The sequence below is a fragment of the Novosphingobium sp. genome (assembly GCF_040398825.1).
Lineage (GTDB): Bacteria > Pseudomonadota > Alphaproteobacteria > Sphingomonadales > Sphingomonadaceae > Novosphingobium.
Window position 1 is genome coordinate 132,733 of sequence record NZ_JBBATI010000001.1, and the last position, 26,668, is coordinate 159,400.

At 63.6% G+C, this 26,668-nt stretch carries 24 protein-coding genes; 16 read left to right on the forward strand and 8 right to left on the reverse strand.

Features of this window, described 5'->3' with window-relative positions:
- Nucleotides 1-41: 41 nt before the first annotated feature.
- Entirely contained in the window at nucleotides 42-1,127 is a 1,086-nt protein-coding gene (locus ABWP89_RS00570) for a BLUF domain-containing protein (RefSeq protein WP_353226486.1), read from the reverse strand.
- A gap of 610 nt (nucleotides 1,128-1,737) precedes the next feature.
- On the opposite strand from ABWP89_RS00570, the gene ABWP89_RS00575 reads away from it, so the two are divergent.
- Complete coding sequence (locus ABWP89_RS00575) at nucleotides 1,738-2,295, forward strand: c-type cytochrome (RefSeq protein ID WP_502915197.1); 558 nt, start codon at nucleotides 1,738-1,740, stop codon at nucleotides 2,293-2,295.
- A gap of 57 nt (nucleotides 2,296-2,352) precedes the next feature.
- Here ABWP89_RS00575 and ABWP89_RS00580 read toward each other — a convergent pair whose 3' ends face one another.
- The 7 genes from ABWP89_RS00580 to ABWP89_RS00610 form a co-directional block, all read right to left on the reverse strand.
- Nucleotides 2,353-2,610, reverse strand: a complete 258-nt coding sequence (locus tag ABWP89_RS00580; protein WP_353226487.1) for a hypothetical protein — start codon at nucleotides 2,608-2,610, stop codon at nucleotides 2,353-2,355.
- Nucleotides 2,611-2,639: 29 nt separating this feature from the next.
- On the reverse strand, nucleotides 2,640-3,122 hold the full coding sequence (locus tag ABWP89_RS00585) for a TspO/MBR family protein (RefSeq protein WP_353226488.1): 483 nt from the start codon (nucleotides 3,120-3,122) through the stop codon (nucleotides 2,640-2,642).
- Nucleotides 3,119-4,336, reverse strand: a complete 1,218-nt coding sequence (locus tag ABWP89_RS00590) for a geranylgeranyl diphosphate reductase (protein WP_353226489.1) — start codon at nucleotides 4,334-4,336, stop codon at nucleotides 3,119-3,121. The genes ABWP89_RS00585 and ABWP89_RS00590 overlap by 4 nt, the downstream gene beginning before the upstream one ends.
- Nucleotides 4,333-5,655 carry a BCD family MFS transporter gene (locus ABWP89_RS00595; protein WP_353226490.1) on the reverse strand — a complete coding sequence of 441 codons (1,323 nt, stop codon included), beginning with the start codon at nucleotides 5,653-5,655 and terminating at the stop codon, nucleotides 4,333-4,335. Before ABWP89_RS00595 ends, ABWP89_RS00590 begins: the two co-directional genes overlap by 4 nt.
- A gap of 11 nt (nucleotides 5,656-5,666) precedes the next feature.
- Nucleotides 5,667-6,575, reverse strand: a complete 909-nt coding sequence (chlG, locus tag ABWP89_RS00600) for a chlorophyll synthase ChlG (protein WP_353226491.1) — start codon at nucleotides 6,573-6,575, stop codon at nucleotides 5,667-5,669.
- A 68-nt stretch (nucleotides 6,576-6,643) separates the two neighbouring features.
- On the reverse strand, nucleotides 6,644-7,996 hold the full coding sequence (gene ppsR, locus ABWP89_RS00605) for a transcriptional regulator PpsR (protein WP_353226492.1): 1,353 nt from the start codon (nucleotides 7,994-7,996) through the stop codon (nucleotides 6,644-6,646).
- A 105-nt stretch (nucleotides 7,997-8,101) separates the two neighbouring features.
- On the reverse strand, nucleotides 8,102-9,034 hold the full coding sequence (locus ABWP89_RS00610) for a cobalamin B12-binding domain-containing protein (RefSeq protein WP_353226493.1): 933 nt from the start codon (nucleotides 9,032-9,034) through the stop codon (nucleotides 8,102-8,104).
- Between the two features lie 197 nt (nucleotides 9,035-9,231).
- Between ABWP89_RS00610 and bchF the strand changes: the two genes are divergently transcribed.
- The 15 genes from bchF (at nucleotide 9,232) to crtI (ending at nucleotide 26,663) form a co-directional block, all read left to right on the forward strand.
- Complete coding sequence (gene bchF / locus ABWP89_RS00615; protein WP_502915198.1) at nucleotides 9,232-9,885, forward strand: 2-vinyl bacteriochlorophyllide hydratase; 654 nt, start codon at nucleotides 9,232-9,234, stop codon at nucleotides 9,883-9,885.
- Entirely contained in the window at nucleotides 9,882-11,171 is a 1,290-nt protein-coding gene (locus tag ABWP89_RS00620) for a ferredoxin:protochlorophyllide reductase (ATP-dependent) subunit N (RefSeq protein ID WP_353226494.1), read from the forward strand. The genes bchF and ABWP89_RS00620 overlap by 4 nt, the downstream gene beginning before the upstream one ends.
- Complete coding sequence (gene bchB, locus ABWP89_RS00625; protein ID WP_353226495.1) at nucleotides 11,171-12,742, forward strand: ferredoxin:protochlorophyllide reductase (ATP-dependent) subunit B; 1,572 nt, start codon at nucleotides 11,171-11,173, stop codon at nucleotides 12,740-12,742. Before ABWP89_RS00620 ends, bchB begins: the two co-directional genes overlap by 1 nt.
- Nucleotides 12,732-16,412: a magnesium chelatase subunit H gene (locus ABWP89_RS00630; protein WP_353226496.1), complete on the forward strand. Its 3,681-nt coding sequence runs from the start codon at nucleotides 12,732-12,734 to the stop codon at nucleotides 16,410-16,412. The genes bchB and ABWP89_RS00630 overlap by 11 nt, the downstream gene beginning before the upstream one ends.
- An 11-nt stretch (nucleotides 16,413-16,423) precedes the next feature.
- Entirely contained in the window at nucleotides 16,424-17,329 is a 906-nt protein-coding gene (gene bchL / locus ABWP89_RS00635; protein ID WP_353226497.1) for a ferredoxin:protochlorophyllide reductase (ATP-dependent) iron-sulfur ATP-binding protein, read from the forward strand.
- A 1-nt stretch (nucleotide 17,330) separates the two neighbouring features.
- Nucleotides 17,331-18,017 carry a magnesium protoporphyrin IX methyltransferase gene (bchM, locus tag ABWP89_RS00640; RefSeq protein ID WP_353226498.1) on the forward strand — a complete coding sequence of 229 codons (687 nt, stop codon included), beginning with the start codon at nucleotides 17,331-17,333 and terminating at the stop codon, nucleotides 18,015-18,017.
- Complete coding sequence (locus tag ABWP89_RS00645) at nucleotides 18,014-19,519, forward strand: BCD family MFS transporter (protein ID WP_353226499.1); 1,506 nt, start codon at nucleotides 18,014-18,016, stop codon at nucleotides 19,517-19,519. The genes bchM and ABWP89_RS00645 overlap by 4 nt, the downstream gene beginning before the upstream one ends.
- Before the next feature lie 13 nt (nucleotides 19,520-19,532).
- Nucleotides 19,533-20,309: a photosynthetic reaction center subunit H gene (gene puhA / locus ABWP89_RS00650; protein ID WP_353226500.1), complete on the forward strand. Its 777-nt coding sequence runs from the start codon at nucleotides 19,533-19,535 to the stop codon at nucleotides 20,307-20,309.
- The gene (puhB, locus tag ABWP89_RS00655) at nucleotides 20,306-20,956 is read left to right on the forward strand and encodes a photosynthetic complex putative assembly protein PuhB (protein ID WP_353226501.1); all 651 of its coding nucleotides are present in this window, start codon (nucleotides 20,306-20,308) and stop codon (nucleotides 20,954-20,956) included. The genes puhA and puhB overlap by 4 nt, the downstream gene beginning before the upstream one ends.
- Entirely contained in the window at nucleotides 20,953-21,507 is a 555-nt protein-coding gene (gene puhC, locus ABWP89_RS00660; protein ID WP_353226502.1) for a photosynthetic complex assembly protein PuhC, read from the forward strand. The genes puhB and puhC overlap by 4 nt, the downstream gene beginning before the upstream one ends.
- A complete protein-coding gene (locus tag ABWP89_RS00665) occupies nucleotides 21,507-21,800 on the forward strand; it encodes an O2-dependent cyclase accessory protein (RefSeq protein WP_353226503.1) in 294 nt (97 codons plus the stop codon). Before puhC ends, ABWP89_RS00665 begins: the two co-directional genes overlap by 1 nt.
- Nucleotides 21,797-22,867: a magnesium-protoporphyrin IX monomethyl ester (oxidative) cyclase gene (gene acsF / locus ABWP89_RS00670; protein ID WP_353226504.1), complete on the forward strand. Its 1,071-nt coding sequence runs from the start codon at nucleotides 21,797-21,799 to the stop codon at nucleotides 22,865-22,867. The genes ABWP89_RS00665 and acsF overlap by 4 nt, the downstream gene beginning before the upstream one ends.
- Nucleotides 22,864-23,691: a putative photosynthetic complex assembly protein PuhE gene (gene puhE, locus ABWP89_RS00675; protein ID WP_353226505.1), complete on the forward strand. Its 828-nt coding sequence runs from the start codon at nucleotides 22,864-22,866 to the stop codon at nucleotides 23,689-23,691. The genes acsF and puhE overlap by 4 nt, the downstream gene beginning before the upstream one ends.
- A complete protein-coding gene (gene hemA / locus ABWP89_RS00680; protein WP_353226506.1) occupies nucleotides 23,688-24,908 on the forward strand; it encodes a 5-aminolevulinate synthase in 1,221 nt (406 codons plus the stop codon). The genes puhE and hemA overlap by 4 nt, the downstream gene beginning before the upstream one ends.
- Nucleotides 24,909-25,034: 126 nt before the next feature.
- A complete protein-coding gene (crtI, locus tag ABWP89_RS00685) occupies nucleotides 25,035-26,663 on the forward strand; it encodes a phytoene desaturase family protein (protein ID WP_353226507.1) in 1,629 nt (542 codons plus the stop codon).
- Nucleotides 26,664-26,668 lie beyond the last annotated feature (5 nt).

A 26,668-nucleotide genomic window follows, 5' to 3' on the forward strand; every position in this document is an offset into this window, starting at 1 on the left:
GTGGTTTGTCTGACCAGACACTGTCGCGTCGGGTCAGGCGTTCAGGTCCGCGATCGGCGCTGTTCGATCAACCCGGCCAGCCGGATACTGGTCCCGACCGCGCTCAACCGCGCGTGATCGGCGGAAACCGACGGCGCGGTTGCCGCCGCTTCGGCAAACAGGCGGCCACCGACCGACACCACCAGCAGTTCGTCAGGCGAAGCGGCGCGGCACTTTTCAACGGTTTCCGCCAGGCGCATCAGCGCGTGATGGCGCGGCACGGCGTCTGACAATGCGATATCGACCGCATCGGGGCGTTGGCTGCGCAACTGGTCCGCCAGCTGTTCGTTGGTTTCGGGAAACGCGATATCGACCGACCATCCGGCATTGTTGAACAGGTCGCCCAGCAGGCTGGGGCCCAGCAGATGGCGTTCGCCCGGCGCGGTGACCAGCAGGATGCTGTACCGGCTTTTGCGGATGCTTTCGGCGCACGTTCGCGAATGGACGGCATGGCCGGCCAGCTGCAACATGCTGAGCGCGATGGTCAGATCGACCTCGCTGCACTCTTCGGCCAGCCAGGCATCCCCCAGCACGCGCGCCGTCGGTTCCAGCAGGTTTCTGACTAGGGCATTGCCCACCCACCCTTGTGCCACCAGATCACCGATCAGCGCGTTCAACTGCCGGTCATCGCCATTCATGGCAAAGCGGGCGGTGGCGGGAATGTGTTCGATCAGCGGCGCGCGTACCGTCGCGTTGACAGGCCCGGCGTCGGCAAGCATGCCCGCGGCCCGCGCCTGGCGGTGCTGCCCGGCGCGTTCGTCGACCAGCTGCATGTCCCAGCCCGAAAACAGCCGGGATGGCACGATGTGCTGGCTCAGAATTTCGATCCGACCGTGCCGCGGGTCACGCTGTATCGATGACCACACCAGTTCGACCGCTTCTGGTGGGCCTTCGATCGTTTGCAGATAGCGGCCGTCATCATACAGCAGCATGCCGGTCACGCCCATCGTGCGGTTGCGTCCGCGCGCAGATGTGACCATCGATTGCAGATCAGCCGGCGACGGCGCCACCGCTGCCTCACTGCGGTAGGTCAGGCTGGCCAGCCATTCGGACTGCATGGCTCCGTTCGATTCCGCGTGTGCCTGCATCGCATCACCCTTGCTGTGTTCATGGGCGGCCGGGGCAACGCGCAACCGGCAACCAAGGCTGCCACCGCAACGCATACCCGCAGGGTTGCCCCATCGCAGATTGCACTTTAAACGATTAACCCTGCGCCGCGGATTGCGAGCCGTCATACCGCCCGGACCCCGCCGACACATTTTGTCGGAGCATCTCTTACCCAGTAACCGCATCTGGCAGGCGTTGGCGTCAGGCCGTTGCCGGCGATCACCCATCGTCATCCATCAACAGTTTGCCGCCGTTCTTCCACGGCGTTAACCCCCGCATTTTTCCGGCAAGCTGAACGCCGGCTGACTGCAGGCCGTAACATTCCCTGATGTTTTACGGCGCGTCAAGCACGAATCCGACAGGCTGGCAGCACGCCCGGGCCCGCCGCGACGGCTTCACCACTGGGCAATGGCTTGACTCGCAGCGCCCTCCTATGCTGTCACGTGGCAGGGTTCAAAACATCCGGAAACGCTGGCTGCGTGCGGCAAGCGGCCCAATTGTTTGGATATCTTGAACACAAACAGGATTGGACAATTCGTTTTTGCGGAGTGATAATATTCCTCCCGCAAAGAGGACCTCAGTGGAGAGAACATGATGATGCGATCTGGTTCGAAGGCTCATTTTGGTCGGTTGGTGCTGTGCCTGGCGGTATCCGGGCTGGCGCTGTCGGCCTGTGCGAAAAAGGACGAATCCGCGACGACCGACACCACCACCACCACCAGCAGCACAACAACCGAAGGTGGCGCCCAGACCGCAGACAGCGCAGCAGCCCCTGCCGCTGCAGCGTCCGCACCCGCCGCGGACAACACCGACACCCTGACCGGCGTAAAGCTGGCCGCGTACACCGGTGATGCGACCGCCGGCAAAGCGGTGTTCACCACCTGCCAGACCTGCCACGCGATCGAAGTGGGCGTGAACAAGATCGGACCGTCGCTGCACGGTGTGGTCGGCCGCGCTGCCGGATCGATTGCCGGTTTCACCTATTCCGCGGCCAACAAGGGCAGCGGCATCACCTGGACCCCGGAAAAGCTGTTCCAGTATCTGGAAAAGCCGCAGCGCGTCGTTCCCGGCACCAAGATGAGCTACCCCGGGCTGACCGACCCGCAAAAGCGCGCCGATGTCATCGCCTATCTGAAAAGCGAAAGCTGATCAGCGCCAGCAATGGTGTTATGACGATAAGGCCCGGCGGTTTCGAACCGCCGGGCCTTATCGTTTGTCCCGCGTGCGCAGCACCAGATCGGCCAGGTTGAGGGGGAACGACGCCAGCAACAGCAGCGCGATCCAGCGCCAGTCCAGCCCGGTCAATGCCGCGCGCAGCGCCAGCAGCATCAGCGCGCCCGGCCCCAGGCACAGGCCTGCCCGCAGCATGGTCCAGCCGGCGCGCAGCACCAGCCAACCCATCTCGATGCCGATGACCAGCAGCACGATATCGATCGCATGGCCGCTGGAAAACAGCCAGGACATGGTAGCGGAAACCCCGGCAGACCCCATTTTCAGCCAAACGGGCCATTCAGATGAACAATCGTCATGTTGAGATAGCCCGCAAACGTGGCCCACAGCAAATAGGGCACCAGCAGCACCGCGCCGGTCATTGACCGCGGCCAGATCGCCACGATCAGCGCCGCCACCGACAGCCACAGTCCGATCGCCTCGATCATGGCCCAATCCGGACGATGCAGCTGAAAAAACAGCACGCTCCACATCGTGTTGAGAAAGCCGTTGATCGCAAACAGCCCGATCAGCCATTCGCGTTCACGCCGATTGGGCGTGGCCAGCCAGGCGTAAACCCCGGCGATCGCGGTAAAGGCATAGATTGCCATCCAGGCCACGCCATACAGCGCATCGGGCGGTGCCCAGCGCGGCTGGTTCAGCGCGTGGTACCAGGGCCCGATGTCGGTGATGGTTGCCCCCACCACGGCCACCAGCGTTGCCGCGATCGAGGCGATGAGAATCGGAAACAGCCCGGCGCGACTCATTTGCCGGCACCCGCAGTTTGCAGCAAGTGGCGCATATCCTTGAAAAAAATACGCAGGTAGGCCAGCGGATTGGAATAGACGAGCTGCTTGTTCATATAGGCAGGCCAAAGCATGTTCTGCACGTCCCGATCGTCACACATCGTCACGAAACGTTCGCGGCGGCGGTCATTGTGATACCAGAAATATTGCATGACCCCAAGAATCCAGAATACCGGGCCATGCGCCCGCATGAAGCGGCGGCGGGCCTGGCCCAGCGCCCGTGGATTGCCCGACACCAGGAATGCCCCGACCGCACGCGCGGCTTCGCGCCCGGCCAGCATTGCATAGAAAATGCCTTCGCCCGATGCCGGCGCGACCACCCCGGCCGCGTCACCGGTCACCAGCACATCGCGGCCATTGTCCCATTTGCGCAACGGCCGCAGCGGGATCGGCGCGCCTTCGGACCGGATGGTTTCGCATTGTTCCAGGCCTTCGCGCGCGCGCAGCTGGCTGACCGCGTTGCGCAGGCCAAAGCCCTTTTGGGCACTGCCGACCCCGATGCTGGCGGTATCGCCATGCGGGAACACCCAGGCATAGAAATCGGGGGACAATGCTTCCTGAAAGAACACGTCGCAGCGGTCACGATCGAACCGGGGGTGCGACAGCGCGGGCGACCGGATCACCTCGTGATAGGCGAACACGCATGGCATTTTTGCCGCATCGGGCAGCGTCGCGCGTGCCACGCGCGACCGCGCGCCATCGGCACCGATCACGCATCGTGCCGGCACACGGTGTTCGGCGCCAGTGTCGATCGCGGTATAGACCACCACCGCACCGCCCTGGTCATCGCGATCGATCCGTTCAAAGCGGCCGGTGCGGCGGTCGGCGCGTGCCGACGCAGCCCGTTCGCGCAGCCATTCGTCAAAGCTGTCGCGGTCGACCATCCCGACATAGGCCTCTCCGCCGCCGCGGTTGACCGGCATATCGACCTCATGGTCGGATGGCGCGATCATCCGCGCATTGGTCACCCGGCCCACGATCAGGTGGTCGGGAATGGCAAAATCCCGAATCAGCTTTGGCGGGATGGCGCCGCCGCAGGGCTTGATCCGCCCCGCGCGGTCGAGCAGCAGCACGCGATGCCCGGCCTGCGCCAGCTCGGTAGCGGCGGTTGCGCCGGCCGGTCCACCGCCGACCACCACGCAGTCATAGCCAGCCTGGGCAGCGGTCTGGCTCATGCGATCGACGGCACCGATTGCGCGCGCCGCGATACCCCGCGCAGCGCCAGCGATGCCGCGACCAGAAACAGCAGCGCCTGCAGCCCGAACACGATCATGAACGTGCGCGGGGTCGATCCGATCAGCGCGCGGCCCAGATCCAGCCCGACCGCGCCGGCCAGCCCGCCGCAGGCAAAGGCAATCGCCTGCGCGGCGCCCCATACCCCCATGCGAATGCCTTCACGGTTGCCGCCATCGGCCCCCGCCAGCCCCATCATCGTGCCGATTGCGGCCACCGCGAACACGCCATTGGCCAGGCCGAGCACAGCGATATTCGCAGTCAACGGCCAGCCCGGCCCGTTGGCCGACGCCGCCACCAGCCCGGCCAGCGCCAGCGCGGAACCGATGCAGCCACCAACGATCCACAACCGCATGCTTTCGATCGTGCGTTTGCCCAGCGTGCTGCCGCCAACGCCGACCACGATCATCCCGGCCAGCACCCCGGCATGCAATATACCACCCAGTTTGGTCGACTGGCCCGGGGTAAACGCGAACAACAGCCCGGCAAACGGTTCCAGAATCAGTTCCTGCATCGAATAGGCAAACATCGACAGGAACACGAACACGGTAAAACGCCGCGCATCATCATCGGCCATCATCTGGCGCAGTGCGGCGCTGAACTTTGGCGCGGCCGCCTTTTCGCTGGTGGCCGGGGCGATGGGCGCGTGGCCCTCGATCCCCCACACCCCCAGCATGGCGATCACGAACGCGGCGGAGGCCACGCCGCCCGCCACTTTCGCCAGCCGGGGCAGCGAATAGGGATCGATCAGCGCGCCGGCGATGCCCGCGGTGATAACGATGCCGGATATCATCATGATCCAGGTGATCGACGCCGCCGCCGCGCGCCGTTCCGGCCGGACCCGCGTGGCCAGCAGCGCCAGCAGCGATGTGCCCGCCGCGCCGACACCGCCGCCGATCATCGAAAACGCCAGTATCGCCAGCACGATGCCCCAGGGCGAATGGATCGCCAGCAGGCCGAGCGCGGCAATCGCCAGCATCGCGCCAGTGCCCAGCAGGGCCATGCCCATCACGATCCACGGCGTGCGGCGCTGGCCGCGATCAGACCCGTGTCCCCACACCGGGCGCGACAGCTGCGCGGCATAATGCCACGCCACCAGGCCCGCAGGCAGCGCAGCCGGCAGCGCATATTCCACCACCATCACGCGGTTGAGCAAAGACGTGACCAGCATCACGATCGCCCCGATCGCGGATTGCACCAGCCCCAGCCGCACGATCCCGAACCAGCCCAGAGTCTTTGAAATTTGGGGGTTTGTCGACAATGCTGCGGAATTCACAGTCCCGAAACTCCACCCAGCCCGAACGCCGACGCCAGCATGCCAAACACATACAGCGTCGTGCCGGTTGCGTTGTACCATGGGGTATGTTTGCGCGGATCGCTCAGCAGCCGGCGCATCAGCACCAGTTGCCCGACCAGCAGCAGCGCCACCACGCCCGGCGCGATGCGGTGACCCCAATGCACCAGCAGCGCGACCACGATGATTTGCGGCGCGGCCATCACCACGCAGGCCAGCCGCGCCGCCGGGCCGACCCCCAACACCACCGGCAACGACCGCAGGCCAGTGGCGCGATCGCCCTCCACCGCCTTGAAATCATTCAGCGTCATGATGCCGTGCGCGCCAAAGCTGTACAGCGCCAGGATGATCAGCACATGCACCGCCGGCAGTGCGCCGGCCATCACGCTGGCGCCGGTGAACCACGTCAGCCCTTCATACGTCAGCGCGACCACCGCCGGGCCCCAGATCCCGCTGACCTTGAACCGGAACGGTGGCGCGCTGTAGCCCCAGGCGCAGATCAGCCCCAGGCTGGTCGCGGCCACCACCCATGGTCCGGTGGTCCACGCCACCAGCAGCGACAGCACCGTGCCGATCACCGCAATCCACAGCCCCCAACGACCGGCGATCCGGCCAGAGGGAATCGGACGTTCGGGTTGGTTGATGGCATCGACATGGCGGTCGAACCAGTCGTTGACCGCCTGGCTGGTGCCACACACCAGCGGACCAGTGAGCAGGATTCCGGCGATCAGAAACGGCCAGCGATGCGCGATCGGCACCCCCGATGACACGACGCCGCACATGAACGCCCACATCGGTGGAAACCACGTAACCGGCTTCAGCAATTCCAGCACGTCACGCGGGTTGGGCAACGGGGTCGCTGGTCTGGAGGTGTCCGAAAAAGCCATGTGTGTCAGGCTAATCAACACACCCTGATGCGTCAAATCGAATTTACAGTGCGCACTTTGTCCAAATTTCAGGAATCGCCAACGCCCTGATTGCTCAGCCCGTGGCGGTGCAGTTTGGAATAGAGGCTCTGCCGGCTGACACCCAGAATTTCCGCGGCCGAGGCGCGGTTGTTGGAGGTATATTCCAGCGCCGCCTCGATACACAGCCGCTCGATCATATCGGTGCTTTCGCGCACGATTTCCTTAAGCGACATGCGCCCGACCAGTTCGGTCAGCTGGTCAACCGAACGCGGCACATCGCGTGCCTCGACCGGGGTGTCGCGCAGGCGGCGGGCGACATTGCGGATGGTAAAGCCGTAACAGTCCTTGCCACCCATGGCGGCGATCACACCCGAAATTTCGATCTCTTCCTCGGCGCCGGCGGCGCCGCGCAAAATCGTCGCAACATTGCGCACCGATCCATGTTCGCGCAACTGGCTGACGATCAGTTCCAGATCAATGCCCGGACGACCCAGCCACGAACCAAGCCGCATCCCGACGATGCGGTCGGTCGATGGCATTTCGGCCAGTTCGACAAACGCAGCATTCGCGGTCAGCACGTTCAGGTCGCGATCGACCAGCACAAAGGCGTCGGGCATCCGTTCCAGCACATCGCTCAACGTGGCGTCATAGCGGTGCGCCGCAACATCGGTGGCGGTCGGTTCGATCCGCACGATCAGCATGGGCGTGCGCGACTGGCGGAACAGGCGCGCGGAAAACCGCGCTTCGCCGCGCCGGTCGCTCAATTCCAGCACCACCGGATCGATGTCATCGGCGGCTTCGGCAGCACCCAGATAGGCGACCAGATCGTCACGCTGTTCGCTAGCCACGACCACGCTGGCGGGTGCGCCGACCAGCGCCCCTTCGCGCAGATCGAGCAGGCGATGGGCCGCAGGATTGGCCTCGCTGATACGGCGGGTCTGACCATCGATGATCAGCACCGGTTCCGATGCCATATCGAACAGCAACCGGTAGCGTGTTTCCGCTTGGCGCAGCCGGATATAATCGCGCTCCAGCGATTGTTGCGTCTGCAACAACCGTTGCTGCATCGCAGCAGCCGCGCGCATGTCGCGGCCGACCGCAATCAGGCGTTCGCTGTCACCCAGCGCCATGACCATGTAACGGACCGGAACATCGCCGCCGGCCACCGTGTGATTCACCTGGCGCCAGCGCAAGGGCCCGCCGGTACGCGCAGATTGCAGCATTTCGATGGCCTTGGAACGGCTTTCCACCGTCATGGCATCGACCCAGGATTCACCGACCCAGGCGGAAAATCCGTGGTTGGCCAGATCGCCCTGCGGCACCGCAACATCCAGGATTGTGCCGTCGTCGGTCAGGATAAAGGTAATGTCGCCAACCGCTGCCAGCAATGACGCTGCCACGCCCGCAGGCAACAACCCCGGCAAAACGCCAGGGGTCGAAAAGGCCGTGTTCCGGGACGGGGCAACATGCTGGGTCATCGACGAGCGACGCACTCCATTGAAAAATCAACTAAATGGTGCGTTGGCTCGTTCGCGTTCGCGGACAAGTTCATCAGCAACCTTCGGCGCTAATTTGGCATCCCGTGCGGTGCCATCGGCACCGACACGCATGGCGAGATCAGGATCCTCGCTAAAAATTCTTCCCCCGACCATCACACAGACCCGGGGGTTTCGAGAAACACTCCGCACTGCAGCAATGGTCGAACGCAGTGGCCCAATATGGCAGTCACAACTGACGGTCAATCCGATTATGTCGAACCAGTCATGCTCCACCCGTTTCAGCAGTTCAGACGTATCCGCCATGCCAATCCGATCGGTCTGCCATCCGTCGCGCCGAAAAATATCTTCAATCATGACTGCGCCGAAACTGTGCTGATCGCCTGGCATAGGGGAAAACAATGCGCGCCGACCGCCATTGGGGCCCGACCGCATGGCTGGCAGGCGTACCGAAATTTCGTGCACCACTTCCTGCAGCCGCCACAGCCCCATCGTCACATCGACAAAATCACAGATCTCTTCGTTCCAGAATTCGCCCAGCCGGCGCGCGGTCGGCGCCAGCAGATCGACCAGCACCGTTTCAAACGACACCCCGCGGGCCAGTACTGCTTCGACATGGGCCAGCAACGCGTCTGCCTCTACCTGCATGACCAGCGGGGCAAATGCCTCAACCTCGTCAGCACCGATTGCGCCATAAGGTCCATGCGCAATCGGCGCCGGCATGCCGGTCGCATGCGCCACCATCAGCCGCGGAATGATTTCGCTTTCGATCAGCGTGGTCAGCGACCGCGCGTAATCGGCATCGACATGGGCGCGAAACGCCGCGAGACTGGCCGGGTCGGGGGCGAACGTGCGTGCCCCGTTGCGGTTGTCACCTGAAACCGTGTGTGCGTCGTATTGCAGCATCGATGCCACCTCCGGCTCTCCCAGCCTGATCGACATTATAGTCATTATTGTTCTGTCGCGCCGGACCATTTCGGGTCTTTTGCGAATCACAGCGTATGCCGCTTGGCACAATGTGGCAACAGCCAACCGTGTGCAGCAGGCCAAATGTGTAATCTTTTTTGGACGTCAAATCTTGTTGACACTCTGCGAAGGCGGGCTAATCTTCCCTCATGTGGTCAACGGGGCAGGAATCGATGCGGGCGATAAACCCCAATTTCTCAATCAGCTTAACTGACAAATCGCTCGATTTGTCGCCGCCGCTTTACACGCCCGCAGAACGCGCGCGCCGCGACTCGACAGTCTGGACACTGGTGCAGGGCATCCTGGCGCCGATCCAGTTCCTGGTCTTCCTTGTCAGCATGGGCCTGGTGCTGCGCTATCTGGCGACCGGCCACGGTGCGACCGCCGCGACAGTGTCGATCATCGTCAAGACCTTTACGCTCTACACGATCATGATTACCGGCTCGATCTGGGAAAAGGTCGTGTTCGGCAAATGGCTGTTTGTCCCGGCGTTCTACTGGGAAGACGTGTTCAGCATGCTCGTGCTGGCGCTGCACACTGCCTATCTGGTGGCGCTGATCGGCAGCTATGGCACCGAACGCGGGCGCATGCTGCTGGCGCTGGCGGCCTATGCCACGTACGCCATCAATGCGACGCAATTCGTGCTGAAACTGCGGGCGGCCCGGCTGCAGGCCGCAAAGGATGCGCCGATCGCCACCGCACCGAACGCCGCCGTACCGAACGCCGCCGTACCGAACGCCGCCGTACCGAACGCCAACGTGGCCGCGAACAAAATCGCCGCCAATGCGGCCCCCCATTTGAACGATGCCATGGCGGTGGCAGGATGACCCCCGCAGCGCCCGCAGCAGCACCGACCGCGCTGGCGGGCTGCGCAACCGCGCCGGTATTGCGCGAACGCGGGCAGCGCGAAGTGTTTTGCGGCCTGACCGGGATCATCTGGCTGCACCGCAAGGTTCAGGACGCGTTTTTCCTGGTGGTCGGATCGCGCACTTGCGCCCATTTGCTGCAATCTGCGGCGGGCGTGATGGTGTTTGCCGAACCGCGTTTCGGCACCGCGATCATCGAAGAACGCGATCTGGCCGGGATGGCGGATTGCAACGAAGAGCTCGACCGCGTGGTCGACCGGCTGCTGGCGCGGCGCCCCGATATCAAGCTGCTGTTTCTGGTCGGATCGTGCCCGTCCGAAGTGATCAAGCTGGACCTGTCGCGCGCTGCCGCCCGGCTGTCGGTCAAGCATGCCGGTGCGACCAAAATCCTCAACTATTCGGGTTCGGGCATCGAAACCACGTTCACCGAGGGTGAGGACGCCTGCCTGGCAGCGCTCGTCCCGGAATTGCCTGCCGACCGGTCGGGCCGGCCCAGCCTGATGATCGTGGGCACCCTGCCCGATGTCGTCGAAGACCAGTTTTTGCGCCTGTTTGCCGAAATCGGCATCACCACCGTGCATTCGCTGCCCGCGCGCCGGTCCGATGCGATGCCGCCGGTCGGGCCCGACACGCTGTTCCTGCTGGCGCAGCCGTTTCTGGGCGAAACTGCACGCGTGCTCGAAGATCGCGGTGCGACGCGGCTGGATGCACTGTTCCCGTTCGGCGCCGAAGGCACCACCAGCTGGCTGCACGCTGCGGCGCAGGCCTTTGGCATCGACGAAATGCATTTCCGCAGCGTGATTGCACCCGGTCGCGAACGCGCCAAGCGCGCGATCGCCCACAGCCGCACCCGGCTGGAAGGCAAGCGCATCACCTTTTTGCCGGATTCGCAGCTGGAAGTGCCGCTGGCACGGTTCCTGTCCAACGAACTGGGCATGCTGCCGGTCGAGGTGGGATCACCCTATCTGCACCGCCGCCACCTGGCGCAGGAACTGGCGCTGCTGCCCGCCGGCACACTGATCAGCGAAGGCCAGGATGTCGATCTGCAGCTGGACCGGGTGCGCGCCGCGCGGCCCGATCTGACCGTCTGCGGCCTGGGTCTGGCCAACCCGCTGGAAGCCGAAGGGCTGACCACCAAGTGGGCGATCGAACTGGTTTTTTCGCCCATCCATGGTTTCGACCAGGCGGGTGATCTGGCCGAACTGTTTGCCCGTCCGCTGCGGCGGCGTGATGTGTTGAGGGTCTGATGCAGCTGACCGTCTGGACATATGAGGGCCCCCCGCATGTTGGCGCGATGCGCATCGCCACGGCGATGGAGGGCGTGCATTACGTGCTCCACGCGCCGCAGGGCGATACTTATGCCGACCTGCTGTTCACCATGATCGAACGGCGCAACAAACGCCCGCCGGTGACGTACACCACGTTCCAGGCGCGCGACCTGGGCACCGACACTGCGCAACTGTTTCAAAAGGCAGCGCGCGATGCCTATAACCGCTTTGCCCCGCAGGCGATGCTGGTGGGCGCATCGTGCACGGCAGAGCTGATCCAGGATGATCCGGCCGGGCTGATCGAGGCAATGGGCCTGCCCTGCCCGGTGGTCGCGCTGGAACTGCCCAGCTATCAGCGCAAGGAAAACTGGGGCGCAGCCGAAACGTTTTACCAGCTGGTGCGCAAGCTTTGCACCGGTACCACCCCCGCTCCCAAGGGCGATCGCACCCAGCCGCTGGTCAATATCCTGGGCCCCACCGCGCTCGGGTTTCGCCACCGCGACGACGTGATCGAAATTACCCGCCTGCTCACCACGCTGGGCATTGCCGTCAATGTCACCGCGCCGCTGGGTGCGACCCCGGCCGATCTGGCGCGGCTGGGCGATGCCGATTTCAACATCTGCCTCTATCCCGAAATCGCCGATACCGCCTGCCGCTGGCTGGAACGCACATTTGGGCAGAAAACCGTGCGTACCGTGCCGATCGGCCATGCCGCGACGCGCGATTTCATCACCGAAGTCGCAACGCTGGCCGGGATCGATGCCACCGCCGCGCTCAATACCTCAAACCTGCCGTGGTGGAGCCGGTCGGTCGATTCGACCTATCTGACGGGCAAGCGCGTGTTCATTTTCGGTGACGCCACGCATGCCGTGGCGGCTGCCCGGGTGGCGCGTGACGAGCTGGGTTTCGAAGTGGTCGGCCTGGGCTGCTACAACCGCGAATTCGCGCGCGATGTGCGCGATGCCGCGAAGCTGTATGGCATCGAACCGCTGATCACCGACGATTATCTGGAAGTTGAAGACGCGATCCAGGCGCTGCAGCCCGAACTGGTGCTGGGCACGCAGATGGAACGCCACATCGCCAAACGGCTGCGCATTCCCTGCGCGGTGATTTCCGCGCCGGTGCATGTGCAGGATTTCCCCGCGCGCTATTCGCCACAAATGGGTTTCGAAGGCGCCAACGTGCTGTTCGACACCTGGGTCCACCCGCTGGTGATGGGGCTGGAGGAACATCTGCTGACGATGTTCCGCGACGATTTCGAATTCAGCGATTCGGCCGGCGCATCGCATCTGGGTCACGGTTCGGCGCCGGCCCACAACGTGCCCGCCAATGATCTTCAGCCAGAGCCGATCGCCGCAGTGGCAACCTTGGCCGAAAGCGCCGCCGAGCCAGCCGGCTGGTCGGCCGAGGCTGAAAAGGAACTGATGAAAATCCCTTTCTTCGTGCGTGGGAAAGCACGACGGAACACCGAGCGCTATGCCACCGAGCAGGGCATAGCCGCCATAACGCTCGCCACGCTCTATGACGCGAAGGCGCATTATGCCCGTTAAATCTGCCTCAAGCGCCCGCTCCACTCCGGTCAGAGTCGTGATCATCACGCTCGACAATCACCTGTCGGGTGCGGTTGCCCGCGCGCAGGAACAGTTTACCCGCAGCTACCCCGGCGTCACGATCGGCTTTCACGCTGCGGCCGACTGGGAAGAACAGCCCCACGCGCTGGAAGCGGCGCGCGCCGATATCGCGCGTGGCGACATCATCCTGATGACCATGCTGTTTCTCGAAGACCACATCCGCGCCGTGCTGCCGCAGCTGACCGCGCGGCAAAACGATTGCGATGCGATGATCGGGCTGATGTCGGCCGGCGATATCGTAAAACTGACGCGCATGGGCGATTACCGCATGGACAAGCCCGCCAGCGGCGTGCTGGCCATCATCAAGAAACTGCGCGGCACCAACAAGGCCGGCGCCAGTTCGGGCGCAGGCCAGATGGCCATGCTGCGCCGCCTGCCGAAACTGCTGAAATTCGTGCCCGGCACCGCCCAGGATGTGCGCGCCTATTTCCTGACCATGCAATATTGGCTGGCCGCGTCGGACGACAACGTGGTCGACATGATCCGCGCGCTGGTCGATCGTTATGCCGATGGCGAACGCCGCCATCTGCGTGGCACCATGAAGGCGGTGCCGCCGCGCGACTATCCTGAAGTCGGCGTGTACCACCCCGCGCTGGCGCAGCGCATGGCCCACACCGTGACCGAACTGCCGCGCCGCCGTGACGCGCGCGGCACCGTCGGGCTGCTGATGCTGCGGTCCTATGTGCTGGCCAAGGATGCGGCGCATTACGATGGCGTGATCGCCGCGATGGAGGCACGCGGGCTGGACGTGATCCCGGCATTTGCCGGTGGTCTGGACGGCCGCCCGGCGATTGAGGCGCTGTTCATGAAGGACGGCGTGCCCACCGTCGATGCAGTGGTCAACCTGACCGGTTTTAGCCTGGTCGGCGGCCCGGCCTATAACGACACCGCCGCGGCAGAGGCCATTCTGTCCAAGCTGGACCGGCCTTATATTGCCGCACATCCGGTGGAATTTCAGACGCTGCAGGCGTGGGGCGCCAACCGCCAGGGTCTGCTGCCGCTGGAATCGACGATCATGATCGCGATCCCCGAACTGGATGGCGGCACCGTACCGATGGTGTTTGGCGGGCGTTCCGACGGTTCGTCGACGCCCTGCACCGGGTGCCAGCGCGGTTGCACCTTCCCGGCAACCGGCGCAGTCCGGGCCATGGAATCCTGCGCCGAACGCGCCGAAATGCTGGCCGCACGCGTGCTGAAAATTGTCGAACTGCGCAAGGCTGCCAATGCTGACAAACGCATCGCCGCAGTCCTGTTCAACTTTCCGCCCAACGCCGGCGCGGCGGGCACGGCGCAATTCCTGGCCGTGTTCGAATCGCTGTTCGCCACGCTGCAGCGGCTCGATCGTGAAGGCTATACGGTCGAAGTGCCAGCCTCGGTCGATGTCTTGCGGACACGCATCCTGGGCGGCAACGCGGCGCGTTACGGCACAGAGGCCAATGTTCACGCGCGTGTCAGCGCCGATACCATCGTGAGCCGCGAAACCTGGCTGCGCGAAATCGAGGCGGCATGGGGCCCGGCGCCTGGCAAATTGCAGGCCGACGGCACCTCGGTGCAGATCCTGGGCGCACAATTCGGCAATGTGTTCATCGGCATCCAGCCGGCGCTGGGCTATGAAGGCGATCCGATGCGCCTGCTGTTTGAGGGCCGGTTTGCCCCGACGCATGCCTTCGCAGCGTTCTACCGCTGGCTGAAAGAGGATTTCCGCGCGCATGCGGTGCTGCATTTCGGCACTCATGGCAGCCTGGAATTCATGCCGGGCAAACAGACCGGCCTCAGCGCCGAATGCTGGCCCGACCGCCTGATCGGCGATCTGCCCAACATCTATCTCTATGCCGCCAACAACCCGTCCGAAGGCGTGCTGGCCAAACGCCGTTCGGGCGCCACGCTGGTCAGCTATCTGACCCCGGCGCTGACCAATTCCGGCGTTTACAAGGGCCTCGCCAATCTGAAGGCATCGGTCGATCGCTGGCGCCAGGCTGAGCCGGGCAGCGACGAATTGGCGGATCTGGCCATTGTGATCGAGGATCAGGCCAGTGCGCTCGATCTGGATGGCACCGACATCACCGCACTCGCCGCCAAGCTTTACGAAATCGAACGCGAACTGATCCCCCAGGGGCTGCATGTCGCCGGTGCCGCCGCGACCCGCGAAGAACGCATCGACATGATCGCCGCGTCTGCCAATGCGCGTGGCGAAGCGCTGTCGCCGATCGTGATCGAAGGTATCGTCGATGGCACGATCAAGCTCGACACGCCGCTGTTGAAAGAGATGGCCGCGCTGAACACCGCGCTGTCGTCGAATGCCGAAATCGACGGCATCGTGCGCGCGCTCAATGCGCAATATATCCACCCGGTCAGCGGCGGCGATCTGCTGCGCACACCCGAAATCCTGCCCACCGGGCGCAACATCCACGGGTTTGACCCGTTCCGCCTGCCATCGGCCTATGCGGTGAAGGACGGCGCGGCACAGGCGCAACGGCTGATCGATCGCAGCATGGCGGATTCGGGCCATATCCCCGAAACCGTGGCGATGGTGCTGTGGGGCACCGACAACCTGAAAAGCGAAGGCGCGCAGATCGCCCAGGCGCTGGCGCTGATGGGCGCGCGGCCCCGGTTTGACAGCTATAACCGGCTCGCCGGCGCCGAACTGATCAGCCTGGAAGAGCTGGGCCGTCCGCGGATTGACGTGGTGGTCACGTTGTCGGGCGTGTTCCGCGATCTGCTGCCCTTGCAGACGCGGATGATGGCAGAGGCCGCGCTGCTGGCATCGCAGGCCGATGAACCGGTGGAGCTCAATTTCATCCGCCGCCACAGCCTGGCACACCAGGCCGAACATGGCTGCGAACTGGAAATTGCGGCATTGCGTGTGTTTTCCAATGCCGAAGGCGCCTATGGCGCCAATGTCAATCTGATGATCGACAATGGCGGCTGGACCGATCCCGACGAACTGGCCGACAGCTTTGAACGGCAAAAGGGCTATGCCTATGGCGTAAAGGGCACGCCCGTGCGCCAGAGCGCGCTGCTGGCATCGGCGCTGAAAACCGTCGATTGCGCCTATCAGAACCTGGAAAGCGTCGAACTGGGGATCACCACGATCGACCAGTATGTCGATGCGCTGGGCGGCATCAGCCGCGCCGTGACCCGTGCCAAGGGCGGCCAGACCGCACCGGTGTACATCGGCGACCAGACGCAAGGATCGGGCAAAGTCCGTTCGTTGCAGGAACAGGTCGCGCTGGAAACCCGTACCCGCGTGCTCAACCCGGTCTGGACCGAGGCGCTGTTGCGCCACGGTTACGAAGGCGTGCGCCAGATCGAGGGTACCGTGACCACCACCATGGGCTGGTCCGCCACCACCGGCGAAGTTGACCCCTGGGTCTATCAGCGGATCGGCGAGACGTATGTGCTCGACGCCGAAATGCGCGAACGGATCGCCACACTCAATCCCCGGGCGGCGGCACGCGTCGCCAACCGGCTGATCGAGGCGAGCGACCGCAATTACTGGCAACCGGACGCGGCGACACTCGCCGCTCTCCATGCCGCCAGCGATGAGCTCGAGGATCGTCTCGAGGGTGTCGTTGCGGTGGCGGCATAAAGGAATTGATGATGGCCCTGTTTGATCCCCCCGCCCGCACCCGTGACCGTATTGGCCTGGATGGAGAGGGCAGCGTGCAAGTTGCGCTCGATCCCCAAGACATGATCGAAACCGCCAAAGTGTTTGCCGTCTATGGCAAGGGCGGCATCGGCAAATCGACCACATCGTCCAACCTGTCGGCGGCGTTTTCGCTGCTGGGCAAACGCGTGCTGCAGATCGGCTGCGACCCGAAGCATGACAGCACCTTTACCCTCACCAAAAAGCTGATGCCGACGGTGATCGACGTGCTGGAAACGGTCGAATTCCACAGTGAGGAACTGCGGCCCGAAGATTACATGTTCGAAGGGTACAACGGCGTGATGTGTGTAGAGGCGGGCGGTCCGCCGGCCGGCACCGGTTGCGGCGGCTATGTCGTGGGCCAGACGGTCAAACTGCTGAAACAGCACCATCTGCTCGAAGAGACCGACGTGGTGATTTTCGACGTGCTGGGCGATGTGGTGTGCGGCGGGTTTGCCGCCCCGCTGCAGCATGCCGAACGCGCGGTGGTGGTTGCGGCCAACGATTTCGACAGCATCTTTGCGATGAACCGGATCATGGCGGCGATCCAGGCCAAGGCCAAGAATTACAACGTGCGGATGGCGGGCATGATCGCCAACCGCTCTGCCGCCACCGACGAGATCGACCGTTTCAATGCCGCGACCGGGCTGAAGCGGCTGGCACATTTCCCCGACCTGGATGCGATCCGGCGTTCGCGGCTGAAAAAATGCACGTTGTTTGAAATGGATTCGACCCCTGAAGTCGATGCCGCCTGCCTGGAATACAAACGCCTGGCCGCGCAACTGTGGGCCGGGTGCGAGCCGCTGGACGCCCTGCCGATGAAGGATCGCGAGATCTTTGAATTCCTGGGGTTTGAATGACATGGCAACGGCAACTTACGACCGGTATCGCGGCAATCTTGAAACCTATTTTGACCGCACTGCGGCCAAGGCCTGGGAACAGCTGACATCGGACGCGCCGGTCAGCGGCATCCGCGCCACGGTCCGCGCCGGTCGCACTGAAATGCGCAACACGCTGTTGTCCTGGTTGCCGGCAGACATGCACGGCGTACGCCTGCTTGATGCCGGATGCGGCACCGGCGCGCTGGCGGTCGAAGCAGCGCTGCGCGGTGCCGAAGTCGTCGCGATCGATGTGGCGGGCAGCCTGGTTGCGATCGGCCGCGATCGTGCCCCCGCAGGCCTGAACATCGATTGGCGCGTGGGTGACATGCTTGATCCCGCGCTGGGCCATTTCGACCATGTCGTGGCAATGGATTCGCTCATTCATTATAAAGCAGACGATATCGTCGCTGCGGTAACACGGCTGGCGGGCAACACGCGTGGGTCGATCGCGCTGACCTTTGCCCCGCGCACCCCGCTGTTGATGGCCATGCTGGGCATGGGCCGGCTGTTTCCGCGCGCAGACAAATCGCCGGCGATCCTGCCCGTGCGCGACCGCCATCTGCGCGATCTGATCGGCCAGGCGATGCCGCAGGCCCGCATCGGGCGCGACCGCCGCATCTCCGCCAGTTTTTACACCAGCCATGCCCTGGAGGTGATGACCAGATGAGCTATCTCCCCGCCCTGAAGGCATCTTTGGCACGGCAACCCGGCGCACCTGCGGCCGGCCGTATCGAAAGCCTGAAGACCGGTGCGTTCTGGAACCGTGTGGGCACGCGCTTTTTGCCGTTTGCCGATGCCGCGACCGCAGAACTGCCGCTGGGGCGGTTGTTGCGGCTGTCGCTGTTCCAGGTGTCGGTGGGGATGGCGGCAGTGCTGCTGACCGGCACGCTCAACCGGGTGATGATTGTCGAATTGGGCATGTCGGCCAGCCTGGTCGCGCTGATGGTATCGCTGCCACTGCTATTTGCGCCGCTACGCACGCTGATCGGGTTCAAGTCGGATCACCATGCCTCGCTGCTGGGGTGGAAGCGCGTGCCCTATATCTGGTTTGGCACGCTGATGCAGTTTGGCGGGCTGGCGATTCTGCCGTTCGCGCTGCTGGTGATGACCGGCGGCGGCCGGGGACCCGCGTTTGTGGGCGAACTGGGCGCGGTCGCAGCGTTTTTGCTGGTGGGTGCGGGCATGCATACCACCCAGACCGCCGGGCTGGCGCTGGCCACCGATCTGGCGCCCGATGATGCGCGCCCGCGCGTGGTCGCGCTGCTGTATGTCATGCTGCTGATCGGCACGATGATCAGCGCGCTGGTGATCGGGCGCCTGCTGGCCGATTTCACCCCGACCAAGCTGGTGCAGATTGTCCAAAGCGCGGCGGCGCTGACCATGGTGCTGAACGTCATCGCGCTGTGGAAACAGGAACCGCGCGATCGCCGGCCCCGCGCCAGCCGCGAAGCACAACCGTCGTTCAGCGAAGTATGGGCGATTTTCATCGCGCGGCCAAAGACGATGCGTCTGCTGGTTTCGGTCGGGCTGGGCGCGGCCGCGTTCACCATGCAGGACGTCCTGCTGGAACCCTATGGCGGGCAAGTGCTCGGGCTTTCGGTGGGTGCCACCACCTCGCTGACAGCGCTGTGGGCGGTGGGCATGCTGGCCGGCTTTGCCTATGCTGCGCGCCGTCTGGGCGATGGCGCAGAACCGCACCGGCTGGCGGGATTTGGCGGCGTTGCCGGGATCGGCGCGTTTTTGCTGGTGCTGTTTGCCGGGCCACTGCGGTCGGTGCCGCTGCTGGAACTGGGGGCAACGCTGATCGGGCTGGGCGGCGGGCTGTTTTCGGTCGGTACGCTGACCGCGGCGATGGCCATTTCCGATACCGAAGAGCTTGAAGGCCGCACCGGGCTGGCACTTGGCGCCTGGGGCGCGGTGCAGGCCACGTGCGCGGGCCTTGCCATCGCCATTGGCGCGTTCGCGCGCGATCTCGTCTCCAGCGCCGCCGTGTCGGGGCGTCTGGGTCACACGCTGGCCGATGCGTCGACCGGCTATGCCTTTGTCTACAGTTTTGAAATCCTACTGCTTTTGGCCACACTTGTCGCACTGGGGCCGCTCGTTCGGAGCGATCACAGGCATACCGTTCCTGGCGGCACGCGCTTTGGCCTGACGGAATTTCCGATATGAAAGGGGAAATCTCATGCATCCCAATGTGACCGCCGGGATCGATGTCGCTCTGCTGGTGTTCTATGCCTTTGTGCTGTTTTTCATCAGCCTGGTGTTTTACCTCCGCCGCGAAGATCGCCGCGAAGGCTATCCACTTGAAGACGAAATGAGCGGCCGGGTCGATACGCTCGGCGGGGTGCTGAGCACTGCCTCGCCCAAGTTTTTCAAGCTGCCGTTTGGCCATGGCACGGTTACTGCGCCGGTCGGCCGGACCGAAGGCCGTGAACCGGTGAACATTGCCGCACGGCGCTTTGAAAACCACGGCGGTTCGCCATATATCCCAACCGGCAATCCACTGGCCGATGGTGTTGGACCGGCCGCCTGGGCCAACCGCGCCAAGCGCCCCGATCTGGACATGGAAGGTCATCCGCGCATTGTGCCGCTGAGCACCGCGACCGGGTTCAGCGTTGCGCGTGAAGATTCCGATCTGGCCGGCTGGCCGGTGGTGGGCGCCGATGGCGCCGTGGCCGGGCATGTCAGCGATCTGTGGATCGACAAGGCCGACCGGCTGGTCCGCTATATCCAGATTGCCGGCGAAGGCGGACCGCTGCTGGCACCGATCATGATGGCATCGGTCCAGCGCAGCCGCCGCCGGGTGGTGATCGACGCGCTGAACGCGGCGCAATTTGCCGGCGTGCCCCGGCTTGAGGCAACCGACCAGATCACGCTGTATGAAGAAGAACGCGTGCAGGCCTATTTCGGCGGTGGCTATCTGTATGCCAACGCCGAACGCCAGGAGCCAATCCTGTGACCGAATATGACGACGAGCCAATCCGGGGCCTGCCCGGCATGCTGCCGGCAGGGGAAGAAATCCTGTGGCAGGGCGCGCCCGACTGGCGGGTACTGGCCCGCACCGCGTTCAGCACGCGGCTGGTCATCGCCTATTTTGCGGCCCTGTCCGCATGGGCCCTGGCATCGGCATTGACCACCAACGTGGGCTTTCTCGGTGTCGAAATGACCGTCGGGCTGGGCGCTGTCAGTGTCGTGCTGTTGCACGTGCTGGCCTATGCCTCGGCGAAATCGACGGTCTATACGCTGACCAACCGGCGCATCGTGCTGCGTGTCGGCATTGCGGTGCCCAAATGCATCAACCTGCCGTTGCGGATGATCGGTTCGGTTGACCTGGCCCAGCGCGCCGATGGCACGGGTGACGTTCCACTGGTGATTGCCGGTCCGGCAAAGCTGGGAATGATGGCGCTGTGGCCGCACGCGCGGCCATGGAAGATCGTCACGCCGCAACCGATGCTGCGCGCGATCCCCGATGCGCAGGCCGTGGCGGCGCTGGTCGCGCGGACTTGTGCTGCACAAAACCCCGAAGGCCGTATCACGATCACGCCGACCGTGCCGCAAGGCGCCGGCCAGCGCGGGCCCACCTTTGCCGAAGGAGTGGCAGCATGACCGCACACAGCCACGCCGACATGCTGCCACGCGGCACGCTGATCACCGCCGGGGCATTGGTGCTGTTCGCGCTGACCGCCGCGGCGACAGTGCGGATCGCGCATATCCCCGCAGAGGCATCGCCACTGGCGATGCGCCAGACGAACCATGTGACCGCGGTCGCATCGCGCAGCCTGCGCTTTACCGATCGCGCCGACGGGGCAGTGGTGATTATCGATGCCGACAAGGGCGACGATGCATCGATCATCCAGCCCGGGCAGAAAACCGGGTTTATCCGGGGTGTGATGCGCGGCCTGGCACGTGAACGGCGCGCACGCGGGATTGGCAATCAACCGCCGTTTACGCTGTCGCTGTGGGGCGATGGCGAATTGACGCTGACCGACAGCGTGACCGGACGGTCGATCGAAATGACCGCCTTTGGTTCCACCAACCGTGCATCATTCCTGGCGCTGTTGCCCAATGCCGCGGCGCCGGTTGCGTCGGTGCCCAGCGCCCCGCAGCACAACGACCAGGTGGCCAGCGGTCATCCGGCAAAGGGCCAGACATCGTGATGGCATTCCGCACCACCCGGTTTGATACGCCATGCACGATTGAAATCGAACATAGCGACACCGCGTTGTGCGCGCATGTCGAACTGGCAGGCGACGTCGCGGTGGGCCCGGGTGACCGGGTGCAGGTCCATGGCGCGCCGATCACCGTGCGCTTTGGCGAACGCCGCGTGCTGGAACGCATGGCCACGGTCGAACGCGCGAGCGCCGTCGGGCGGTTGTGGACAAAATTCATCGGCCATTTTGATCTGGCCGAACTCTATGAAGTCAGTTTTACCAACAGGACGATGCCATGAACGCGATCTCTTCGATCAAAGCTGCGCCAAACCGCGAAACGCTGGCCGCGGCTACCTCTGACACCGTTCTGGCCCCGCGGTTCTACACCACCGACTTTGCGGCGATGGACCGCATCGACGTGTCACCGGTGCGGCGCGAATGGGATGCGCTGATCGCCGAAATGGTGCGCGACCCCAACAAGCTGCATTTCAAGCGGACGCAATCGTTCGACGGCGTGATCGAGGCACTGCCCGATGGCCTCCGCGAAGAATTCATCGATTTTCTGGTCAGCTCGCTCACTTCCGAATTTTCGGGCTGCATCCTCTATGCCGAAATCGCCAAGCGGGTGACCAATCCCGATATCAAACAGCTGTTCAAACTGTTGAGCCGCGACGAAAGCCGCCACGCCGGCTTTATCAACGAAACGCTGAAGGACGCCGGGATCGGCATCGACCTCAGCTTTCTGACGCGTGCCAAGAAATACACCTATTTCCGGCCGAAGTTCATCTTTTACGCGGTCTATCTCAGCGAAAAGATCGGCTATGCGCGCTATATCGCGATCTTCCGCCATCTGGCGAAGCACCCGGAGCTGCGCTTCCACCCGATTTTCAACTGGTTTGAACAGTGGTGCAACGACGAATTCCGCCATGGCGAAGCGTTTGCCATCCTGCTGCGCACCGATCCCAAGCTGCTGACCGGGGTCAACAAGCTGTGGATCCGCTTCTTCCTCGTTTCGGTCTATGCCACGATGTATGTGCGCGATCACAACCGCCCGGCATTTCACAAGGCGCTGGGGATCGACCCGACCGAATATGACCACCGTGTGTTCCAGATCTGTTCGGACATCACGCGCCAGGTTTTCCCGGTCGTGCTCAATTCGGATGCGACGGCGTTCCGGCGCGGGCTGGAACAGTTGCGCCAGGTCTCTGCCCGGATGGACGCAGCACGGGCGCAGGGCGGGGTGATCGGTGCGATCAAGCGCGTGGGCCTGATGGGTGCGGCGGGCCTGGCGTTTGCGCGGCTGTACTTCACCCCGGTGCAGGCGAACGTTGCGCCGGCCAACGTGCGCATGGTCCCGGCCTGGTGAACACTCTGGTCAACCATATGGTGATCATTCCGCCGCTCGTCTTCGCATTCCTGATGTGGTTTGCGGGTACGGCCGCCATCGTCTGGCTGGACAGCCGATCGCGCGCGACTTACGCGACCAGCCTGACCCTGGCCGGGCTGGTGGCGATCTCCGCCACCGCGCTGGTGTGGAATATCCGCGATGATGCCAGTGCGGCGGGCGCCTATGTGGGCTTTGCCGCCGCGATCGTGGTCTGGGGCTGGCACGAAATGAGCTTTCTGATGGGCATGGTCGCCGGGCCGAACCACGCGGAATGCCCGGCCGATGCCACCGGTTGGCGGCGGTTCAGCGCGGCCACCGCCACGGTCATCCACCATGAACTGGCCATTGCCGCCACCGCCATCGTGCTGTTTGCGGTGACCTGGGGCGCGCCCAACCAGGCCGCGCCACTGACCTTTCTGCTGCTGTTCGTGTTCCGGCTGTCGGCCAAATTCAACCTCTACCTGGGTGTGCCCAACCTTAGCGATGAGGTGTTCCCGGAACATCTCGCCTATCTCAAAAGCTATTTTCGCAAAGCACGCTGCAATGCGCTGTTCCCGTTTTCGATCGTGCTGGGCAGTGCGCTGACCGCGTGGGCCTGGATGGCGGCGCAGGCCGCACCGGCCGGCAGCGGCGTGGCAGCGTCGGGCACCTTGCTCGCCGGGCTTGCCGCGCTGGGCGTTGTCGAGCATCTGTTTTTGGTATTGCCATTGCGCGATGCCAAAATGTGGCAATGGGCCTCTTCATCCTCAACCAGAACGGCAAAAGCCGCCGTCATTTTCGAGCAAGCGGGGAAGATCAAATGAATTTCGAAGCATTTTTTGAGACCGAACTGGCAACGCTCAAAGATGATGGCCGCTATCGCGTTTTTGCTGAACTGGAACGCCGCGCCGGCGCCTTTCCCGCGGCCGAACAGTTCGTTGACGAAGGGACCCGCCCGGTCACCGTATGGTGTTCAAACGACTATCTTGGCATGGGTCAGCACCCCAAGGTGCTCGAAGCGATCCACGAAACGCTTGATCGCTGTGGCGCCGGTGCCGGTGGCACGCGCAACATTTCGGGCACCACGCACAGCCATGTTCAGCTGGAGGCCGAACTGGCCGACCTGCATGGCAAACAATCCGCACTGCTGTTCACATCGGGCTATGTGTCGAACTGGGCGGCGCTGGGCACGCTGGGCGCGCGCATTCCCGGCTGCGTCATTCTGTCCGACGCGCTCAACCACGCATCGATGATCGAGGGTATTCGCCACAGCCGCGCCCCGGTGCACAAATTCGCGCACAATTCGCCCGAAGATCTTGATCGCCGGCTGGCCGCGCTCGACCCAGCCCTGCCCAAACTGGTGGCATTTGAAAGCGTCTATTCGATGGACGGGGATATCGCCCCGATCGCCGAAATTCTGGACGTCTGCGAAAAGCACGGCGCGATGTCGTACCTTGATGAAGTGCATGGCGTCGGGCTGTACGGCCCGCGCGGCGGCGGCGTTGCCGAACGCGAAGGGCTGATGGACCGGGTCACCGTGATCGAAGGGACCCTGGGCAAGGCGTTTGGCGTGATGGGCGGCTACATCGCTTCATCAACCGCGCTGTGTGATTTTGTCCGCAGCTTTGCCAGCGGGTTTATTTTCACCACCGCGCTGCCACCTGCGCTGGCGGCGGGCGCCACCGCCAGCATCCGCCATCTGAAGGCCAGCAATGTCGAACGCGAACGCCACCGCGACCGCGTGGCCCAGGTCCGTCGCCGGCTGCACGCGATGGGCATTCCCACCATCGACAACCCCAGCCACATCATCCCGATCATGGTTGGCGATGCGCACAAGTGCAAACGCATCAGCGACTGGTTGCTGGAACACCACGGCATCTATTTGCAGCCCATCAACTATCCGACGGTTCCGGTGGGCACCGAACGGCTGCGGCTGACCCCATCGCCCGTGCATACCGATGGCGATATCGACCGCCTGGTCACCTCGCTCAGCGAAATCTGGTCGATGTGTGAACTGGCCCGTCACGCGATGGCGGCATAATTCCTATGCGGGGCGGCGGGCCTGTGCGCCCGCGCCCCCGTTTTTCGCGGGCCAGTCCTTTGGGCCACCTTGCATGATCGCAAAATTCCACGCATCGCGCTGGCGAGATGTGTGGAGATTAAGCGTATGTCGGACAAAACAGCGGTTGTGATCGGGTCGGGCATTGGCGGATTGGCCTGTGCGATCCGTTTGCAAAGCCTGGGTTTTGCCACCACGGTTGTCGAAAAGCTGGATGATGCCGGCGGCCGTGCCTATGTGCGGCGCGAACAGGGCTTTACCTTTGACATGGGCCCGACCGTGTTGACGGTCCCGCATTTCATCGAAGAGCTGTTTGCGCTGGAACCTGGCAACGCGATGCTCGATGCTGCGGATTTTCCCGCGGAGGTTGTGGCCAGCCCGCGCATTACCAGCGGCATCAGCGGGGGCCCGCATACCAGTCGCTATCTGACCATGGTACCGATCCTGCCGTTTTACCGCATCTATTTCGACGATGGCACGTGGTTCGATTACGACGGTGATCCGGACAGCGTGCGCGCACAGATTGCCAAACTCGCACCCGAAGACATTGGCAGCTATGACCGTTTCCACGATGCCGCGCAGGCCATCTTTCAGCGCGGCTTTCTGGAACTGGGATATACCTATTTCGGCAATATCGGCGCGATGGTGCGCGTGGTGCCCGATCTGCTGCGGCTGGGGGCGGTGCAACCGCTGTTCTCGCTGGTGAAAAAATACTTCAAAAGCGACAAGATGCGCCAGGTATTCAGCTTTGAGCCCTTGCTGGTCGGTGGCAACCCCATGAATGTGCCGGCTATTTATGCCATGATCCATTTTGTCGAAAAGACCTGGGGCGTGCATTTTGCCATGGGTGGTACCGGCGCACTGATCGCCGCACTGGTGCGCAAATTTGAAGAACTGGGCGGTACCATCCGCTTCAATGCCGAAGTGGCACAGATCAACGTGGCCAAATCTGGCCGCCAGCGTGTCGCCACCGGGATCACGCTGGCCAGCGGTGACGTGCTGGCCGCCGATGTGGTGGTGTCAAACGCCGATTATGCCACGACGTATCTTAAACTGGTGGACAAGGCGTTCCGCCGCATCAACCGCGATTCTGTGGTGAAGTTCCGCAAGCACAGCATGTCGATCATGGTGATCTATTTCGGGTACAGCATGCGCGAAGGCGACCCCGATCTGCAACACCACAACATCATCCTGGGGCCCCGTTACGAAGACCTGTTGAACGATATTTTTGAACGCAAGATCCTGGCCGACGATTTTTCGCAATATCTGCACATCCCGACCCTGACCGACCCGAGCCTGGCACCCGCGGGCCATCACGCGGCCTATACCCTGATCCCGGTGCCCAATACGCTGGGCAATATCGACTGGGACGTGGTGGGTGAGGGCTATGCCGACAAGATCATCACGTTCCTGGACGAGCGCGGTTATATTCCCGATCTGCGCGAACGCATCGTCTATCGCAGCTTTGTCACGCCGGACTATTTCGAACAGACGCTTGGCTCATACGCCGGCAACGGGTTCGGGGTGGAGCCGCGCCTGACCCAGACTGCGTTTTTCCGCCCGCACAACCGCAGCGAAGATATCGCGCAGCTGTATCTGGTCGGCCAGGGCACCCAGCCGGGCGGTGGCACGCCATCGGTGATGATGTCGGCCAAGATGACTGCACGCGAAGTCGCCCGGGATTTCGGCCTGGCGTTTGGCAGCCTGCCCGACGCACCAGCCGCTTTGGCTGGTTGAGGCGG

Coding starts and splice junctions, on each gene's coding strand:
- ABWP89_RS00630 (WP_353226496.1), top strand. CDS start 12,732: ATGCCCGTTAAATCTGCCTCAAGCGCCCGCTCCACTCCGGTCAGAGTC.
- crtI (WP_353226507.1), top strand. CDS start 25,035: ATGTCGGACAAAACAGCGGTTGTGATCGGGTCGGGCATTGGCGGATTG.
- ABWP89_RS00645 (WP_353226499.1), top strand. CDS start 18,014: ATGAGCTATCTCCCCGCCCTGAAGGCATCTTTGGCACGGCAACCCGGC.
- ABWP89_RS00570 (WP_353226486.1), bottom strand. CDS start 1,127: ATGCAGGCACACGCGGAATCGAACGGAGCCATGCAGTCCGAATGGCTG.
- bchL (WP_353226497.1), top strand. CDS start 16,424: ATGGCCCTGTTTGATCCCCCCGCCCGCACCCGTGACCGTATTGGCCTG.
- ABWP89_RS00580 (WP_353226487.1), bottom strand. CDS start 2,610: ATGTCCTGGCTGTTTTCCAGCGGCCATGCGATCGATATCGTGCTGCTG.
- hemA (WP_353226506.1), top strand. CDS start 23,688: ATGAATTTCGAAGCATTTTTTGAGACCGAACTGGCAACGCTCAAAGAT.
- ABWP89_RS00665 (WP_353226503.1), top strand. CDS start 21,507: ATGGCATTCCGCACCACCCGGTTTGATACGCCATGCACGATTGAAATC.
- ABWP89_RS00620 (WP_353226494.1), top strand. CDS start 9,882: ATGACCCCCGCAGCGCCCGCAGCAGCACCGACCGCGCTGGCGGGCTGC.
- bchF (WP_502915198.1), top strand. CDS start 9,232: ATGCGGGCGATAAACCCCAATTTCTCAATCAGCTTAACTGACAAATCG.
- ABWP89_RS00610 (WP_353226493.1), bottom strand. CDS start 9,034: ATGTCGATCAGGCTGGGAGAGCCGGAGGTGGCATCGATGCTGCAATAC.
- ABWP89_RS00590 (WP_353226489.1), bottom strand. CDS start 4,336: ATGAGCCAGACCGCTGCCCAGGCTGGCTATGACTGCGTGGTGGTCGGC.
- bchB (WP_353226495.1), top strand. CDS start 11,171: ATGCAGCTGACCGTCTGGACATATGAGGGCCCCCCGCATGTTGGCGCG.
- ABWP89_RS00575 (WP_502915197.1), top strand. CDS start 1,738: ATGATGATGCGATCTGGTTCGAAGGCTCATTTTGGTCGGTTGGTGCTG.
- ABWP89_RS00585 (WP_353226488.1), bottom strand. CDS start 3,122: ATGAGTCGCGCCGGGCTGTTTCCGATTCTCATCGCCTCGATCGCGGCA.
- acsF (WP_353226504.1), top strand. CDS start 21,797: ATGAACGCGATCTCTTCGATCAAAGCTGCGCCAAACCGCGAAACGCTG.
- bchM (WP_353226498.1), top strand. CDS start 17,331: ATGGCAACGGCAACTTACGACCGGTATCGCGGCAATCTTGAAACCTAT.
- puhA (WP_353226500.1), top strand. CDS start 19,533: ATGCATCCCAATGTGACCGCCGGGATCGATGTCGCTCTGCTGGTGTTC.
- chlG (WP_353226491.1), bottom strand. CDS start 6,575: ATGGCTTTTTCGGACACCTCCAGACCAGCGACCCCGTTGCCCAACCCG.
- puhC (WP_353226502.1), top strand. CDS start 20,953: ATGACCGCACACAGCCACGCCGACATGCTGCCACGCGGCACGCTGATC.